The organism is Absiella sp. AM09-50 (assembly GCF_003433845.1).
GTDB classification, from domain to species: domain Bacteria; phylum Bacillota_I; class Bacilli_A; order Erysipelotrichales; family Erysipelotrichaceae; genus Hoskinsella; species Hoskinsella hominis.
In genome coordinates, this window is the sequence record NZ_QVFI01000016.1 from 79,973 (window position 1) to 97,249 (window position 17,277).

17 protein-coding genes are annotated in these 17,277 nt (G+C 32.2%); 2 read left to right on the forward strand and 15 right to left on the reverse strand.

The annotated features are described in order from the left end of the window. Window positions 1-8: 8 nt before the first annotated feature. The 15 genes from DW114_RS13680 to DW114_RS13750 all read right to left on the reverse strand — a co-directional run bounded on the left by DW114_RS13680 (window position 9) and on the right by DW114_RS13750 (window position 14,908). Complete coding sequence (locus DW114_RS13680; protein WP_117454293.1) at window positions 9-1,121, reverse strand: polysaccharide pyruvyl transferase family protein; 1,113 nt, start codon at window positions 1,119-1,121, stop codon at window positions 9-11. A 940-nt stretch (window positions 1,122-2,061) separates the two neighbouring features. Further along, window positions 2,062-3,231, reverse strand: coding sequence for an O-antigen ligase family protein (locus tag DW114_RS13685; protein WP_117454294.1), 1,170 nt, complete (start codon window positions 3,229-3,231; stop codon window positions 2,062-2,064). Between the two features lie 10 nt (window positions 3,232-3,241). Continuing rightward, window positions 3,242-4,180, reverse strand: coding sequence for a glycosyltransferase (locus tag DW114_RS13690; protein WP_158552275.1), 939 nt, complete (start codon window positions 4,178-4,180; stop codon window positions 3,242-3,244). A 57-nt stretch (window positions 4,181-4,237) separates the two neighbouring features. Continuing rightward, on the reverse strand, window positions 4,238-5,341 hold the full coding sequence (locus DW114_RS13695) for a glycosyltransferase family 1 protein (RefSeq protein WP_117454296.1): 1,104 nt from the start codon (window positions 5,339-5,341) through the stop codon (window positions 4,238-4,240). Window positions 5,342-5,357: 16 nt separating this feature from the next. Next, window positions 5,358-6,521 carry a Coenzyme F420 hydrogenase/dehydrogenase, beta subunit C-terminal domain gene (locus DW114_RS13700; protein ID WP_117454297.1) on the reverse strand — a complete coding sequence of 388 codons (1,164 nt, stop codon included), beginning with the start codon at window positions 6,519-6,521 and terminating at the stop codon, window positions 5,358-5,360. Between the two features lie 17 nt (window positions 6,522-6,538). Continuing rightward, window positions 6,539-7,660 (reverse strand): polysaccharide pyruvyl transferase family protein, encoded by a 1,122-nt coding sequence (locus tag DW114_RS13705; protein ID WP_117454298.1) that lies wholly within the window; start codon window positions 7,658-7,660, stop codon window positions 6,539-6,541. Beyond that, window positions 7,653-8,168 (reverse strand): glycosyltransferase, encoded by a 516-nt coding sequence (locus tag DW114_RS13710; RefSeq protein ID WP_117454299.1) that lies wholly within the window; start codon window positions 8,166-8,168, stop codon window positions 7,653-7,655. Before DW114_RS13710 ends, DW114_RS13705 begins: the two co-directional genes overlap by 8 nt. 13 nt (window positions 8,169-8,181) lie before the next feature. Continuing rightward, entirely contained in the window at window positions 8,182-8,631 is a 450-nt protein-coding gene (pssD, locus tag DW114_RS13715) for a PssD/Cps14F family polysaccharide biosynthesis glycosyltransferase (protein WP_117454300.1), read from the reverse strand. A gap of 14 nt (window positions 8,632-8,645) precedes the next feature. Next, window positions 8,646-10,085 carry an LCP family protein gene (locus DW114_RS13720; protein ID WP_117454301.1) on the reverse strand — a complete coding sequence of 480 codons (1,440 nt, stop codon included), beginning with the start codon at window positions 10,083-10,085 and terminating at the stop codon, window positions 8,646-8,648. Then, entirely contained in the window at window positions 10,085-10,651 is a 567-nt protein-coding gene (locus tag DW114_RS13725) for a hypothetical protein (RefSeq protein WP_117454302.1), read from the reverse strand. The genes DW114_RS13720 and DW114_RS13725 overlap by 1 nt, the downstream gene beginning before the upstream one ends. Window positions 10,652-10,663: 12 nt before the next feature. Beyond that, on the reverse strand, window positions 10,664-11,389 hold the full coding sequence (locus DW114_RS13730) for a CpsD/CapB family tyrosine-protein kinase (protein WP_117454303.1): 726 nt from the start codon (window positions 11,387-11,389) through the stop codon (window positions 10,664-10,666). 1 nt (window position 11,390) lies between these two features. Continuing rightward, window positions 11,391-12,182: a tyrosine-protein phosphatase gene (locus DW114_RS13735; RefSeq protein WP_117454304.1), complete on the reverse strand. Its 792-nt coding sequence runs from the start codon at window positions 12,180-12,182 to the stop codon at window positions 11,391-11,393. 3 nt (window positions 12,183-12,185) lie between these two features. After that, window positions 12,186-12,878: a YveK family protein gene (locus DW114_RS13740; protein WP_117454305.1), complete on the reverse strand. Its 693-nt coding sequence runs from the start codon at window positions 12,876-12,878 to the stop codon at window positions 12,186-12,188. Window positions 12,879-13,013: 135 nt separating this feature from the next. Beyond that, entirely contained in the window at window positions 13,014-13,541 is a 528-nt protein-coding gene (gene loaP, locus DW114_RS13745; protein WP_117454306.1) for an antiterminator LoaP, read from the reverse strand. Then, window positions 13,541-14,908 carry an exopolysaccharide biosynthesis polyprenyl glycosylphosphotransferase gene (locus DW114_RS13750; protein ID WP_117454307.1) on the reverse strand — a complete coding sequence of 456 codons (1,368 nt, stop codon included), beginning with the start codon at window positions 14,906-14,908 and terminating at the stop codon, window positions 13,541-13,543. Before DW114_RS13750 ends, loaP begins: the two co-directional genes overlap by 1 nt. Before the next feature lie 596 nt (window positions 14,909-15,504). On the opposite strand from DW114_RS13750, the gene DW114_RS13755 reads away from it, so the two are divergent. Both DW114_RS13755 and DW114_RS13760 read left to right on the forward strand, forming a co-directional pair. Beyond that, on the forward strand, window positions 15,505-16,866 hold the full coding sequence (locus DW114_RS13755) for an MATE family efflux transporter (RefSeq protein WP_117454308.1): 1,362 nt from the start codon (window positions 15,505-15,507) through the stop codon (window positions 16,864-16,866). Window positions 16,867-16,936: 70 nt separating this feature from the next. Further along, a complete protein-coding gene (locus tag DW114_RS13760; RefSeq protein ID WP_117454309.1) occupies window positions 16,937-17,257 on the forward strand; it encodes a transposase in 321 nt (106 codons plus the stop codon). Window positions 17,258-17,277: the final 20 nt, after the last annotated feature.

Genomic DNA, 17,277 nt, shown 5'->3' on the forward strand with positions numbered 1-17,277 from the left:
TATCACTTTCACTTATGCACATCCTGATACAAATTTCCTTCTAAATAGTTGAATGCCTCTTTTCTTGCGTCTTTAAGCAAACAATCAATTCCGGCTCTATCGAGTTCGATACTCAATATTTTTTCAAGTTCATTAATATCTGTAAGAATGTGACCTTCTATTCCTAATCTCTTAGTTAAATCTTCTAACTTGTTTCTATTACTATCTCTAATAATTACTGCCAATTTTTTACTAAACTTAGCACCAAATATCGTTCCATGAAAAGTATCTGTAACAATACATTCCGCATTTTCAAAAGCCTTAAGTAACTCAAACGGAGTGAGTGGTTTCATGTTTTTTATCCATTTTTGTTTTCCAAAAGGAGCAATTGGCACCAAATTGTATTTTTTACAATATTTTTTTATCGCATTTATTGTATTTTCATCTGATATTCTATCTTTATAAGCATAAACAATACAATATCGCTTAGGCACTTTTCCTTTTAAATCAATATTTTTAATTTCTTCAGAAAAATCACCAACTGCAACAGGGTCTAAGTTGTAGTTACATTCTTTTCCAGTTAATATTCGTGCAAATTTTGCTGTATTTTCATCACGAACAGATATTGACTTCAAATTATCCATAGCTGCAACAATAGCTGTTCTAAGCTCTTCCGAGAGATCCTCTACTTTTGTAGAACCACAGCATGCCGCATAAGTAATTACTTTTTTAGCATTTTTCACATTACCAAATAACTGCGAATCGAATCCCCATTTAGATTTTTGCAAACAATTAAAAACTTCATCACTACCAATTACGCACACATCATACATAGTATCATTATTTGTGTTTGATATTTCCAATTTATCAATTCTAAATTGTTCAAAATGTTTTTTTGCTTCTAAATTAGAAAATTTGTTTTTCACGCGAATAATTTGCTTTACAAACCAATTTCTACTTTTTTCATCATTATGCAAAACGAGTTTTTCACACTGATCATTTAATGCCTGATTCTCACCTCTTTTTATATCTATAAATTCAACTTGATTTCCTAACGATTCAATGATTTTTTTTAAAGAATATGCCTGCAATAGTGAACCATAATTATTTATCCTTTGCATAGACAATATAGATACCTTCATTTCTTATCCTCCACACTTTCCTATAATTTCTTGAAATCTTTAACCTTAATTTATTAAGGTTAAAGATTTCAATTTTATTAAAAATTTACCTCTTTTTTGTCAAAACACTTGATAATTTTATCAAAAAATGCGGTGTTTTGCGCTATTAACTTATTGTACCATTCTCTTGCAGACGGTGCACATTTATTGATTAGTAACGATTTTTGTTCCCTGTTAATTATGGTAGTTATGTTAACTACCTAAACTTTGTTCTTAAAAAATTCACGTAAATACTATCCTGATTTCATTACTCACTTTTCATAGAATATCATTGATCAGTTTTTAAATCTTGACCTTTCCTTCACAGATGAAGAGAAAGATGGTGTTAAGCTTACTTACAAGAACAGCATTATCATTGACAAAAATGGTGTTTCTATATGCAAAGAGAGTCGACATATAAATCATGGTAGTTTTGAACTTTCAAAATACCCTATGAAATTCAGATGAATTCTAAAATTGGAAGAACCATGCATGTCTCAATGAAGGATAGTCCAAGGCTGTTTAGTATCATCATGTGACTCTGTCCAAAGGCAACTAATAAGTGAAAAGCCTCTTTGATAGTTAAAGAAAATTAAGCAAGTAGGCTTTAAATTAGGCAACATCGACACATTTCAACTAAGATATGGTACTGTCACCTCTATCACATCTTGATGCTACAGCATCTGGATACATGGGATATACCTTTTGAATTGCCCTGAGAAAATAGATTCTACGAGTGGTATAATCATTACCTACTATAACCAATTTCTCAAGGCATAACGACAGTTATGTTTATTACTTATGCTCTCTTTTTCAAATCATTCTTTGTTTTGGATAATATTCACTTTTCAGTGTTCTGATTCCTGCAAAGCTAGCATGATTAACCAGGGGTTCAAGAGATCATTCCTATATAACCAAAAATCTAAAACTTTTTTCTAATTTTCTTTCGGCTCACGTTTTCATCTAAATTACAATTCCATCTGATTAAGCATATTCCCAACATAAAGAACCAATTTAGTGAAATCTCAAACACTGCAGCTATTATCATTCCATACACAATTAATGATAAATAGAAAACTTGAATCCCTTTATCACTTTTTTTATAACAATAGTAAACAGTATATATTAGAGCAACAACGCCCAAAAATCCGAAGCTAACAAACATTTCGAGCAAACCATTCTGAGCATTCGCATAAACACCTGTAAGATTCTTCATAACTGAATTACTATATCCATGACCAACCCAAAAACTACTTAAGATTACATTCGTCAAGTATTTACCGTAAATTTCCAAACGCCCTGTAACAGTATAACTTTTTTCAAAATATTGAAATACTAGTTGATTGATAAAATCAACATTTAGTATTCTTTCAATCCATATTACAATAACTGCAGACATGATCAATGCAAGCACCACATATTTTTCATTAACTATTAACTGTCTTATTCTATCAGAAATTAGGCAAATTATAAGTAAAACTACCAACGTTACTGTTGCAGTTCCGCAATCCATATAAAATGAAAATGCGATAGAAAATACAAATATTGCACACAAAGTCACTTTATTTCGTTTTTTACTCATCTTGTGTGAAGCCCCATATAATGCTACAAGAAGAATAAACAGATACGCTGATGTAAATTTATTTCCAAACAAATAAACATCTGTATTACTATTGTTTTGTACGCCAACTATGGCAACTGAGATTATAGTTAACATGCAGTAAACAAAATTAATTTTGTACATACTATTAACTAATTTATATGAACACCCTTTATTTTTACATAATCCAGCAAAAGTATAGAGATCATAAAAAGTAAGTGCATATAACACAGAATCTAAAATATCTCTAAATGTGTAATTTTCTCTAATACCAACCACTATAGCAGATAACAGTACACACGATACAAAAATCAACGAGCAATTAAATAACTGCTTTCGTTTGCTATTACATACTATAAAGAAAAAAGTTCCTACTAATATCGCAATTTTCAATGCCTGCCTTATCGTTGCTGGCAAAAAACTCGGTTTAAATACTGCAAAAAATAAAGCATATGACATTAAACTATATACACTAATTTTATATTTATTCATCTTTCATTCCTTATTTCAAATTATTTGCAAAATAATACATCCTCAAACTTAATGCAAACAACATAGCTTTAGCTTTATCCTTAGGAAAACATGTTTTTTTCAATGGATAAAACCTATTCACATATTTATTTTTTTCTCTTTGAAAGAGTTTCCCCTCACTCATTGCTTTCATATACAGCATTGCTATATGATTATCCATCAGTTTACGTAATCTTGAATCGGTTAGCTGGCTAGATAAATAATCCAGTTCTTTACAACTATTTATTAAGTCAATTCCATTTTGTGACTTATCTTGTTTTCTTGTTATCGAATCACAACGTCTTACATAATGATAATAGGCATAATCAGAAGTAAAAATTGTATATGCACTGCAAACAACTTGCGGAGTCCATAGTTCATCTTCATGAAATATGCCAACTTTGAAATATATATTATTGGAAATCAAAAATTCCTTTTTATATACCCCAAAACAAGCGGCAGCATATAAGGATCTCTGTGACAACTCACTTTTCACAAAATCAATACCAACGTATAACTTATTTTTATCACTTTTGTAACCGTATCTCTTCTGCATTGTATTCTCATTTTCCTCATAAAAGCCAAAATAAATAACATCTGGATCATTTTGAGTTTTTATAATATTGCAAATTGTATTTAGGGAACCATCTTCGATATAATCATCTGAGTCTAAAAACAAAATATAGTTACCTCTTGCTTCCCTTAAACCAATATTTCTAGTATCAGATAATCCAGAATTCTTTTCCTTCCCTATAATCCTAACATTACTTCGATTTTCATAACGCTTTGCAATATCCAAAGAATTATCCGATGAACAATCATCAATCAATATCAATTCAAAGTTACATTTATCTTGAATCAATACGCTTTCTATACACTTTTTCAAATAATTTTCTACATTGTATATTGGTACAATTACAGATATCAACATTCTCAGCTCATCCTTCCTCACCTTTTGATTACCTCTATTCATAAACTCTATTGTATATTAATTCCATTTTCTCATATAGTATTGCTGTAGCATATTTGCTGTAGCATCCATATCAAATCCCGCATCTATCACATACTTTTGCATATTAGTATGGCATACAGAGTTTTCAGCAGAATAAAGTGCCAGTTCTGCCCATTTTCTAGCTCCTTCTTTTATGTTTATACGATTAAACAATGGCGTAATTTCTATTTCCCGTGGCAATCTTTCTGAACCTATTACTGGGATACCAGCTGCCTGAGCCTCAACTGCAACAATCCCTAAGCCTTCAAAAAGCGAAGGGAAGATAAATATATCAAATGTTTGATAAATTCGGTTCATATCTTTTCTATTACCTAAGAAAACAACACTATCTGTTAACCCCATATCAGATACTTTTTGCTTGATTTCTTGTTCTAAAGGTCCCGTACCTACAAGAACTAACATCGCATTTTCTTTCATCTTTTTAATCTGTGCAAAGACATCTATTAAAAACATGTGATTTTTTTCTGGACATAATCTTCCCACGTGTCCTACTACAAATTTCTCGTTTAACCCAAATTCTTCTCGCAAATTATTTCGCACATCTATTTGAGCAATAAATTGGGAAGAATCAATAGCATTATTTAACACCACATAATCTTTTCCTTCAAATAGATACTTTCCTGCTTCTTCTGAACAAGCCATAAAATCAGTAGCATGTCTTAAAAATAGTTTTTGCATTAATAATTTTATAAAATATTTTTTATCATGAACAATCCCATTGCTATGAGAATGAGCAATTCGAACAGGAACACCTGCTTTTTTTGCTGTTCGAAGACAAAAGTATCCTATCGTATATGCATGTACATGCACAATTTTATATTCAGGATAATCTTTTAAAATTTGATAAAGTTTTCTTTGAAATTTTGCCAAATTGAAATCTTTCCGGATAGAAGTATAGTAAATTTTTCCGCCTAATGCTATGATTTCATCATCATAAAATTGCTTTTCTGGATATTCTACAATGAAATCAAATTGTATTTTTGATCGATCAATTTTTCTGTAAATACTCATTAAAAGTGCCTGGGTTCCTCCTGCTTCCATCCGTTGTAATATATGTAAAATTCGAATTGGTTCATTCATATTATCTTTCTTTCTCCTAATCTATATACTGCTTCAACTTCTCTACCACTTTAGATGGAATAATACTTTTTACACGTTCTTTTATTCTCAAACCCACTTTTATTTTTTTAATAAATCTTTCATCATCAATTTCAAAATAAAAATTATCACGTGTTAATGGTCTTAAAGTTGGTTGTTGTAAATTATGCTGCTTAATTAGCACTTCATCCAATGTGACAGGAATAATTTCTGAATCAACTCGCATCAAATCTAAAAGTTTTTTTCCATTTTCAGTGTTTACAACTACTGAAGAAACACCTAATGCAGATGAAAATTCCGAATGACATCTATTTATTCCCCAAAAATCTCCTACCGTTAAATCTGCTGGCCTATTTAGATTAGCAAATTTACATTGATAGCAGCTTTCTCGATAACAGTCTCCATCCATGAAGTGTTTTCCATATTTATCAAGAGCTAATATCTTTGTCTTTATCTTTGTCTTTGTCTTTGTCTTTAAAAGATACTGTGTGCCCCAACCACGTTTATCTTTGGAACGAAAATTAAAATAAATAATACTACCTTTCATTCTTCGTTCTTGATATTCAAAATATTTTTGCAGAAATTTAGGAGAGGGTACACCATGGCAAATCAAATCTATAGTATATAGGTTATCATAATTTCTTCCTAAGAACGCATACAAACCTGCAATTTGGCATGGTGATCCTGTAAACAGAACCATTTTACCACTTTCCAATCTTGCTTTTGCCTTTGAAAATGTATCTTTTAAATCAGATTGGACATATTTAGATGATTGAATTCTCTTTCGACCTTCCTCATCTGATACTTCAATATGACTTACTGAAAAATTCTCGTCATAGGCTGCACCATAAGCATAACCGCCTTGATCCAACACTGCTTTGACCGCTACATCCGATGCACCTCCAGATGCAGAATTAAATAAGAAGCTTTTATCTTTTGCCTTTAATGCATAAGCCTCTAGTGGATGATGTTCTTCTTTTTCAGTCTTATTTATCGGACATTTCTTTAAACATAGACCACACTTCACGCAAACATCCTCTGCAATAACAGGATATAGAAAACCCTCAGAGTTTTCTTTGATTGTAATACATTTTAGGGGGCAAGATTGTTCACAGCTTCTACAACCTACGCAATCCATTCCAATTTTAGCTATTGTTTCCATTCTAAGCCCTCCTGACTTCAATTCACTTCATGTTTTAAATATTCAAACGTTCTCATTCGTTCTTTATTAATAAATGTATGCACCGTATCATAATCAATGGACTCGCTCTGATGTGCAAAGACTTCATCAATATTAAAAGCAATTCTCTCTGGTAACCCCAATCTAACTAATAAATCTGTTAATTTCTCCTCATTTCCATATGATGTACCAACACTTTTACGTACAAGTGTTGTAAATTTTTGTCTTGTAATAATAGAAAAAATCGTACCATGAAACGTATCTGTAATAATTTCTTCAGCATTTGCAAAATAAGCCAAAACTTCAAAGGGAGAACAATTTACAAAACGATCTGCGCATCGTTGTACCCCTCCTATTGCATAAATTTTTAATCCTTTATTCTTTGCATACGCTGCAATTTTATCTGATTCTTCTTTTGAAATACGTCCAGAATATGCGTATAAAATCATGTATTTTTCTTTGATTTGAAGTGTAGGTATTCTATTGCATTTTCCGATATAGTCATATGCTAACACTGGATCAAGATGATTTAGTACTTCTCTTCCTGTCAAAACATGTACCGTCTGTCTTGAATTTTCATCCCGTACAGATATACAATTGAACTTCTTTAATAACTCACCAACTTCACTAGTTTTATTGTATTCTTTAAGTTTTTCTACTGTTGTATTTCCAAAAGATGCAGCATAAGAAATTAATTTATTTGCTTTATTATTTGCACCAAATAATTCAAGGGAATATCCAACATTTGGATTCTTCTGCACACAATTAAATACTTCATCACTTCCAATAACCAAAACATCCAATTCAGGAGTATAATTGGGTTGAACAGTCAATCCAAGTAAATTATGATATTTATTCGCAAATTGCTTCTTGTATAAAATAAATTGCAATTTTTGCTTTAACGGTGCATCATATGCCAACGCTTCAAACACTTTATATATTTTTCCTAAAGCACTTTTTTTATTTGCATCATTTGACTCGATTAAAGGCATTCCAACTCGATAATCTACAAATTGAACTTCATGTCCTTGTTCTTCAAGAAGTGTTTTAAGTGCGTATGCTTGAAGAAAAGACCCATAATTTATTATCCTTTGCATTGATAAAATACCGACTTTAGTCATTTTGTTTTCTCCTTTTAGTAAAATCGTTTACTATTGTCTCGAGTCCTTGATTAAAAGCCTCATTATTATTTTTCATCCCAGAAGGCATACCATCAACAGCTTCATCATAATTTTCAATAATTTGCTTTAATTCATTTATCTCATTGACTAGTATAATTGTTCCCATTCTCTCTGCAACAGCTTTAGCAAACTCCACTTGATGATCATTAACATGCTCATTGAACTGCTTCTGTCTAGGTACAACAATCGGTGTCTTTCCAATTTGAAGAGGCATTATAAAACTTGCTGGTCCTCCATGAGTAATAACAATTCGAGCATCAGCAACATTTTCCACCATTTCTTTATACGGAAGTAGTTTGCTCCATTTGCAATATTTGGGTTCATAAGTACTATAACCTGTTTGCATTATTACTTCCTCACTTATAAAACCATCTCGTTTTAAGTTATCTATATACTCAATCAACCTATTAAAAGGCTGTTCATGTGTTCCAACTGTAACAAATATCATATTAATCCCCCTCTTAAAATATACTACCTAAATTTATCGCTTTAGGATAAACGCTTTTCATTTCTTCCCATTGTACAATGAATTTATCCGTAATAGGATATACTAATTTTCCAGATAAAGTAGGTTTATCAATACGATCAAAAACTTCTATATATATTAGTTTAGCACCAAAAATTTTACCTAAATAAAAGAAAGGAACAGACACTGCTGCACCAGAAGAAATAATTACATCTGGTTTTTCAGTATGAAGAACTTTCCACGCAACAATTGTATTTCGTATCAAATTTTTTATATTTCTATTCGTTGGATAATAACATGGATACATTTTTTCATCTTTTAGTAGACTTTTTGCATCTTTTTTATCAAATGTAACCCAAAATCTATCCTTATTTTCCCAAAATGGTTTTAACATATATAAATGAGTTAAATGTCCTCCACTAGATCCTACTAAACATACTTTCATTTCTTCACCTCATTTTATTTAATAATTTCATTTACAAAAGTTTTCGCAGAACTAATAGAATCAGTATTTGGTCGCATAACATACAAAGGTGTACTTCCATAAGAATACGTAGGCACCATATCGCCTGTACCATCTACTAGAGTGCTTTGTACATCCCATTTTGACATATCATTGATTTGCATCTGAATTAGTGCTGTTATCTCATCTGTTTTCAAATTTGTTTGAAACATACCTTGTACTGCGTTTAGTATTGATTCATAATTCTTGATAATATTGGTTGTTGTCATCTTATTAATCATTGCACGAATCACTTCTTGTTGGTTCTCACCACGATGACGATCTCCTGCATTATAGGCATAGCGTTCTCTTGCAAAGCCTAACGCACAAGCTCCATTTACATGATTCTTGCCTTGTTTGATATTACATCCTGCACCATGAAGTAAATTCACATCTTGATCTGAATTAATATCTATACCACCTAATGCATCTACCATCGTTGTTAAGGTATCAAAATTGATTCTGACATTGTAGTTAATATCTACTCCTAAGATGTTTTCAATTGTTGCCTGACTTACTTCCACGCCATACAAACCAGCGTGTGTCAGTTTATCCATGGCTCCAGTTTCACAAACACCATCATGGCATTGTAATGGAACATAATAATCACGTGGAATAAAGATTAATCCAATCTTTTTCTTCACTGGATTTACTGCCATCAACATATTCACATCACTACGACTTGTTGTTGTGATAGGCCCTGTTGTATCAATGCCTGAAATATAAACAATGAAACTTTCTTTTGTCACTGAAGCTGATTTAAGATTTTCAATCGTTTTTTGTTTATCCAATGTGTAAATTACCTTCGTATCAGATTCAAATTTTTTATCAATCAGATTAAAGCTGTCGCGAAATCCTTCATTCATGATGATTGCATCTGTTTTTTCGTCTAACAGATCTTGAAGCATTTCTTCTCCACTTGCGTATTCTGTTTTAGATACTTGATTCCTAAATTGCTCGTTTAAACGATTTAACATAAAATCAGTATTCTCACGATCAATATTTTTCATGATACCGAACTGTTTTCCATCTAAATCTTCTATTTTTTGAAAAGCGCTATTTTTTTTCACAAGTACTGAAACTGTTGTTGTTTGGATATTTCCATTTGAAATCTTATCGATGGTTTGTTGAACTTTATTGATGACTTTTACATTCACAAATATCATTAAAATACTCAAAACAATAGCTAATACTTTACTACCTATTTTCACTGCTTTATTCGTTTTACTTGCTACTTGCATAAATATTACTAAACCTAATAAAATAGCTAAAACTAGAATAACTAAAATCAAATACTTCATTGGAAGAATTTTATAAACACTATAAGATAAAATCAAGCTGGCAATTAATTGTATAATCCAGAAAATATGTTTACCAAATTTTTTTATATTTTCCATTACGATTTGCCTTCTTCCTTTTCTAATTTCAACTTGTATTCATGTACTAATTTGTAATAAGTTGATCTTTTCATACCCAATTCTTCACGATAAGATTCATGAGTTAGTTCTTTATTAAAAATTCTATCTAATTGATATTCAAAATCATCCGGTCTTACGACTCTTGGACGCCCAAATCTTCCTTCGCCTTTATATTTTTTCTCTAAAGCTTTCTCAATTCCTACTCTTTGAAGCTCTCTTGCTTTATTTCTTCTGCTGAAATTTAAAAACTCTATCAATTCCAACAACAAAGTCGCATCAATCGTTTTCTTATCTAAACATGTTAACTGAATTTTCCTATTTTTAACTGTTTCTAATTTATTCTTTAATTCTTCTTCATCAAAAGATAACATTTCTATAGAAGGAATAAAAACTGTATCTTCTTTTTTAATCTTTGATAATAAATCTTTCCAGTTTTTGTCTTCTCTGTTTTCATCGATATAAACTTGTTTTTCTGACAAATGCACAGATTGTAAAATCGCATCCTGTTGCTTATGATCAGGAATATACGCATAAAAATAATTCACCTTATGCCTCCTTTATGACTCACTATTATAGTAATAGCCATAATAATGTTTCGCTTCTGCTTCTACTTTTGTAAGTACAGTTCCAAGAATATTGGCACCATTTCTTTGAAGCTGTGTGATTGCCGCTTTTGCATCATTTTTGTTTGTTTCTTTCGCTGATACTACATAGATTGTTCCATCAGTAACTGTACTCACTGGAATTGCATCTGCCACCGCATCTACTGGTGGACAATCAATCACGATGAAATCAAATCTTGTTCTTAGTTTTTCTATTAAATGATTAAACTTTTCACTTGATAAAAGCTCCAATGGATTAGGTACCTTCATTCCACTTGTTAGTAAATAAAGCTTTCCATCACTTGTGTTATCCTTGAATTTCTGGAAATATGTATCATCATTTACATCAAAACTATCAAAGTTCTTCATTAAGTTGCTTAATCCGACTTTATTAGAAACATTAAATATCTTATGTTGTACTGGTTTTCTTAAATCACAATCCATCAATAAGACATTGTGATATTTCGCAATACTCACTGTTGCTAAATTTGATGCCACAGAACTTTTTCCTTCAGCTGGATTTGTACTTGTTAGATTGACTACTTGAATATCTCCTTCAAATTGTGAATATTCAATATTCGTTCTTAACTGTCGATATACTTCTGAAAAATCAAACTGCGATTGTTTGATAGTTTTTTTCTTTTTCTTATCATGTCGCTTTGGCGCAAGTTTTCTTTCCATCCTATCTTCCTTTCTTTCTTAATCTATCGAAGATAGATCTTTTCTTTATGACTTCCATTCCTTCTAAAGTTTCATTTTGAATAATATGTTTGGGATTAACTTGTAATAAAAGGATTGCATTTTCTTTTCCATATTCTTTTTCAATTAGTGAATACACATCAGAAAGCTTTGCGATACGATGACCTTCACTTCTGTGTGTATCACTTGCTATCACATGTACCATGCCTTCTCTTAAAAGCTTTTCTGCATTCTTCCTACAAATATCCCCATGTGTTCCTAAAAGACTTGTTCGATTGACTTGGATATAACAACCTAGTTCTATCCATGACTGTACTCTATCTAAATCAATACCTTTTGGAAAATAACGCTCTACATGTGCGATAACAGGTCGATATCCTCTGACTTTTAATTCATACAGATAATCTTCCGCATAATCGTTATGATCCATATTTCGTCTAACATCAAATTCCACTAATAAATATTTAGAATCTGCTAATGTATTAAATGCTTTGCTATCAATCATATCTAAATACTCATGGTTCAGAAAAACTTCTGAACCGCTGTATATTTCAATATCATAAGTTTTTGCTAATTCCTTCAATTCCTCTATTCGATCATTGATGATATCAATATTTGATACATCATGAAGCCCTGGCACAAAATGAGGTGTAGATATGATCGTTGTAATACCATCTTTTTTTGCTTGTTGTAATGCAATGATGGCATCTTCTTTAGATGGCATCCCATCATCGATTTCCCAAGCTAAATGATTGTGTATATCAATAAACTCCATACCTTAATCCTCAAACCAAGGAATTTCTCCTAATACTGGTACACCTAAGAAGCTTTCTGCCTCCGCTTTCGTTTTCAAACGTTTATCAAATAGATATTGTAAGAATACATATCCACATGAAAGCAATAGACCGGCCATAGCACCAATTACTGTATTCATCTTTTTACTTGGTGATACAGGTACATCGTTTACTTTTGGCTGATCAGATATCGTCATATTTTTGATATCCAGTTTTTCCTGCATTTCCTTAAAGAAGATATCTACTGTTTTACTAACGATTGCCTGTGATTTCTTAGGATCATCGGTTGTTGCTTTTACATCTATAATTTCTGTTTCGTTCACATTCGTAATAGAAAGTGAATTTTTTACTTCTTCTACATTCTCAATATTCAATTCATCCGCAACTTTAGATAAGATTGTTTCCCCCTGCATCAAGGAAACATAGTTATTGACCATCTTTGAATTTGAGTTTACCGCATTATAATCTGCATACCCCTGTTCGGTTACTTTTGGTATCAGATAGATTCTTGCGGAACTTGCATACTTCTTCGTCATAAAGAAATTGGTCACAAGAAATGCTATGACTGCACCTAATACTGTACAGATTACAATCATCTTGATATTCTTCTTTAAAAGCTTCATTAAAGCACTGATATCAATTTCTATTTCATCATTTGTTTTATTTATTTCATCCATAAAATTAACTCCTTCATTTATCCGCTTCAAACAAGTAAAAAGGACATACTTCTCCCTTCCCCCACATGCAGTGTTGAACGGTTAAGTATGTCCTTGAATGTTTGTATAGTGCGCTTTGACAACTACTACGCTGATTCATATCTTTTTAATAATCTCTAAAGAGACTGTAACATTGACTTCCTTGTTTAATAAGTCAAGACTAAGCACTGCTTTTTTCTTATGACGATCAATTCTGGTGATATAACTTTCATAACCTTTTAAAGGCCCTTCTGTAATCATAACTTTATCATTTTCAATATAGCCTGTAGACTTTGTGACTTTATAATCATGATTCAATAAGCCTTCCAGATACTTTCTTTCATAATCTCTCAGTGCTGGTGTTTCCTCATCAAATTTTAATTCTTTGATGATACCTGTTTTCTTCATTCTGATATTTTTCAACAAATCTTGAAAATCTTTTGAAGGGATATCACTTTCAATAAACAGATAGCTTGGAAACATCACTTTTTCCACAAAAAATTCTTTGCCTTGTTTGGTATGAATGATTTCAATCTTAGGGATGAATACTTTCCAGTTATCATATTCCTGATTCATAAAATCACAAATCTGCTGTTCCTTGCCACCCATGACAAATAGCACATACCAGTTTGTTTTATTCTCCATCAAAGGGCACCCTCGCCTTTGAATACCATCTTGACTGTTTTAATTAATATCGTTAAATCCAGCCAAATGGTCCAATTCCTATAATAATAATCATCCATTTTCAGACGATCATCGAAGCTGACATCGCTTCTTCCATGGCTTTGCCACATCCCGGTAACACCAGGTGTACAGCCAATTACACTGTTATAATATATGCCCATATCTTTGATTTCTCTTGGCAGATATGGTCTTGGTCCCACCATGCTCATTTCACCTTTAATGACATTAATGAACTGTGGAAACTCATCTAAGCTCTTTTCTCTCAATACTTTTCCTGCTGCGGTGATTCTTGGGTCATTACGTAGCTTTTTGTTTGTTTCATATTCTTCTCTGATAGCAGGATTTTCTTCCATCAGCTTTTCTAACACTGTTTCAGCATTCGGTACCATCGTTCTAAATTTATAAATTTTAAACGGTTTGCCATTTTTACCAATACGCTCCTGTGTAAAGAAGATGGGATCATAATCCCCATTTGCATGGTTCTTTTTACGAACATAGAAATATAGTGGCAATAAAATAATCATTCCTGCAAGTCCCCCAGCAATATCAATCAACCGCTTCATGATCAAGGCACCTTTCGTTGTTTTTCCTTTCGCAGTAGAAATAACCAACATTCCATCAAAATCCTGTACTTTGGTATCAAATGTTACCATCCCAGAAGTTCTTGGCAGATATTTGATTTTTTCTACTTTATTGTAAAGAATACTCATAAAGTGATCCATTTGTTTTCTTGAAGCATTAGGAATGGCGATAATCGCTGTATCAATATCCTGTTGTTCAATAACCTTGACTAAATTTTTAACAGGATAAATATCTCCTTCTACCTCAATCGATTGATGAATGCGTGGAAATAATTCTTTATCATTTACATCCACATATCCAACAACTTCCATGAGTGAAAATCGATTTGTTTTTACCACATGTCCAAGCTGTTGTGCTTCTTTTCCAGTACCGATGATTAATACACGTTCCTTGGCATAATTGCGAAGAAGAATACGAATGGTACGGCTGATAAACACATCAAATATAAACATCAGAAATGTTATCAATAAATTAAATAACAAAAGATATAAAACACGTTTACCAATAGGGATCAATAGCAGACTTGCCATATAGAAACATAAATGGCTTTTGATCAGCAATTGAACCTCTTCCCAGATAAGTAAAGTAGATACCCGGTAATGGCCAAACATTGCTTGAATCATAAAATAAAGAATAACAAAACGTAACGTATAATCCATTGAATTACGAACCAACAGCATGATTAGCAGAACAAAGAGTACCTCAGATAAGAAATTAACAATTCCTATATTTGTTTTTGTCCTCATTGTTTTCGAAATTCATAGGAACCATTTCTGGTCTACTTTCTTTCCCCTCCTCCTTCTTCATAGCTGCACGATAATCTATATAAGTTCATATTTATAGATTTAATATATATGATAAAACCAGTATAAACTGTTTTTATACACATTTTAAGTTCCTTAAATATAAGTTTTATAGATTTAACTGGTACAGAATCAAACTCGTTATGTAAAGATAACGAGATGTATTTATGACTCTCCCTAATCATGTAACCTTTACCATTCTACTACATATAAATTCCATAATCAAGAAAAATTTTCTACTTTTGTAATCTTTTTTAGACTTTTAAACAAAACGAATTTATATACATTAATGTAAGCCTTTTCGCTAATACATTTAAAATACGTGTACGTTTGTATCTTATAAAGGATAAACCAGCAATATTGCCTGTACATGAATTCATTCTTCTTAGAAATATCGCTTTATTAATAATTCAAAGTTTTCATAAATCTTAACAAACCTATATAGCCTCCTATGGAATTCTTTACTTTTTAAACCTCTTTCTCTATCTTTTATCCTTACATCGGCGTATAATAATACAGTAATTAAGGGAGCGTTTTAAATGAAAAATGAAGGTAAAACAAAAGGTCTGATGACCGAGGGTGTCATCTGGAAAGAACTGCTGCTGTTTTCCATTCCATTATTATTAGGAAACCTGTTTCAGCAGTTATACAACGCAGTGGATTCCATTGTTGTAGGAAATTATATAGGACCACAGGCACTTGCGGCGGTAGGTTCCAGTGCACCTCTGATTAACTTGCTGGTAAGTTTTTTTATGGGATTGTCTGTTGGTGCTGGAGTCATTATATCCCGTTATTTTGGCGCACGCATGCATGATTCTCTACAGGATGCAATTCATACATCTTTAGCATTTACACTATTAGCGGGTATCGTCATGACGATTGTTGGTGTCATCGCCAGTCCATTAATTCTGGAACTGATGGGAACACCAGAAGATGTTATGGTCAATTCTGTATTGTATTTGCGTATTTATTTCTTAGGTGTAATTTCCGTTATGATGTATAACATGGGAAGTGGAATCTTACGTTCTGTAGGAGATAGTAAAAATCCCCTATACTTCCTGATTGTATCATCCGTATTAAATATTATTCTGGATTTATTGTTTGTTGTGGTATTTAAAATGGGGATTGCCGGTGTGGCATGGGCGACATTGATTGCTCAAACAACAAGTATGTTACTAACGATGCTTTTGCTTGTGAAAACAAAACAGGAATACAAAGTCACCATACGTAAAATAAAAATCCACAAGCAGACATTAATGGATATCATTCGTTTAGGTCTGCCTAGTGGACTTCAAAATGCAATCGTATCTTTCTCAAATGTCATTGTACAAACAAATATCAATGCCTTTGGTTCTTTGGCAATGGCAGGTTGTGGTTCTTATACTAAAATTGATGGATTCGTCATTCTACCTGCGATGAGTTTTGCGATGGCACTTACAACATTCACAGGCCAAAATATGGGTGCACAAAAATATGATCGTGTTAAAAAAGGTGGAAAAACAGGCTGTATTATGAGCTGTATTACCACAATCTCCATTAGCGCAATCTTATTAATCTTTGGACCACAGGTTCTTGAAATCTTCTCTAGTGACCCTGTTGTTATCGATTATGGTTTATATATGATGCATGTACTTGTGCCAGGATATGTATTCTTAGCATTATCTCATGCATTTGCAGGAATTGTTCGTGGTGCCGGTATTACTACAATTCCTATGATTGTCATGGTTACTTGCTGGTGTGGTATTCGTATGGCATGGATTCTAACAAGCGTTCCACTATTCCATGACATTGGCTTTGTTTTCGCAGGATGGCCAGTCAGCTGGGTGATTAGTTCACTATGGTTATTTATATATTATCGCAGAGGCAAATGGTTAAAGAAATACGAAACAGTAGAAGCTTAAAACACAAAAGCTCTTGTCATTTGAAATGCACCCCATAATTTGGACACCAAATATGGAGGTGCATTTTATTATGTCAAAACTAACGAGAGAACAAAAAATAGAAATCTATGAGAAAAGAAAACAAGGAAGGAGCATATCTTCATTATCCAAAGAATATGCAATTCTCATAGGAAATGTAAAATATTTAATCAGACTCCTTGATAAACATGGGGAGAGTATATTAAGAAAAGACAAAAACAAATATTATCCCCCAGCACTTAAAGAAGAAATCATAAACAGAGTCTTACTCCAACATCACTCTGTTAAATCAACTGCGATTGAGTATGGGCTATCTTCAGATGGTACATTAATTAATTGGATTAAGTGTCAAGCAAAAATGAAAATGTCTTAAAAATAATTAAACATTAGCAC

What these genes read in the sequence shown, in the direction of transcription:
- DW114_RS13755 (WP_117454308.1), top strand. Translation starts at nt 15,505, where the DNA reads ATGAAAAATGAAGGTAAAACAAAAGGTCTGATGACCGAGGGTGTCATC.
- loaP (WP_117454306.1), bottom strand. Translation starts at nt 13,541, where the DNA reads ATGGAGAATAAAACAAACTGGTATGTGCTATTTGTCATGGGTGGCAAG.
- DW114_RS13705 (WP_117454298.1), bottom strand. Translation starts at nt 7,660, where the DNA reads ATGACTAAAGTCGGTATTTTATCAATGCAAAGGATAATAAATTATGGG.
- pssD (WP_117454300.1), bottom strand. Translation starts at nt 8,631, where the DNA reads ATGAAAGTATGTTTAGTAGGATCTAGTGGAGGACATTTAACTCATTTA.
- DW114_RS13710 (WP_117454299.1), bottom strand. Translation starts at nt 8,168, where the DNA reads ATGATATTTGTTACAGTTGGAACACATGAACAGCCTTTTAATAGGTTG.
- DW114_RS13680 (WP_117454293.1), bottom strand. Translation starts at nt 1,121, where the DNA reads ATGAAGGTATCTATATTGTCTATGCAAAGGATAAATAATTATGGTTCA.
- DW114_RS13720 (WP_117454301.1), bottom strand. Translation starts at nt 10,085, where the DNA reads ATGGAAAATATAAAAAAATTTGGTAAACATATTTTCTGGATTATACAA.
- DW114_RS13700 (WP_117454297.1), bottom strand. Translation starts at nt 6,521, where the DNA reads ATGGAAACAATAGCTAAAATTGGAATGGATTGCGTAGGTTGTAGAAGC.
- DW114_RS13740 (WP_117454305.1), bottom strand. Translation starts at nt 12,878, where the DNA reads ATGGATGAAATAAATAAAACAAATGATGAAATAGAAATTGATATCAGT.
- DW114_RS13695 (WP_117454296.1), bottom strand. Translation starts at nt 5,341, where the DNA reads ATGAATGAACCAATTCGAATTTTACATATATTACAACGGATGGAAGCA.
- DW114_RS13690 (WP_158552275.1), bottom strand. Translation starts at nt 4,180, where the DNA reads ATGTTGATATCTGTAATTGTACCAATATACAATGTAGAAAATTATTTG.
- DW114_RS13685 (WP_117454294.1), bottom strand. Translation starts at nt 3,231, where the DNA reads ATGAATAAATATAAAATTAGTGTATATAGTTTAATGTCATATGCTTTA.
- DW114_RS13760 (WP_117454309.1), top strand. Translation starts at nt 16,937, where the DNA reads ATGTCAAAACTAACGAGAGAACAAAAAATAGAAATCTATGAGAAAAGA.
- DW114_RS13730 (WP_117454303.1), bottom strand. Translation starts at nt 11,389, where the DNA reads ATGGAAAGAAAACTTGCGCCAAAGCGACATGATAAGAAAAAGAAAAAA.
- DW114_RS13750 (WP_117454307.1), bottom strand. Translation starts at nt 14,908, where the DNA reads ATGAGGACAAAAACAAATATAGGAATTGTTAATTTCTTATCTGAGGTA.
- DW114_RS13735 (WP_117454304.1), bottom strand. Translation starts at nt 12,182, where the DNA reads ATGGAGTTTATTGATATACACAATCATTTAGCTTGGGAAATCGATGAT.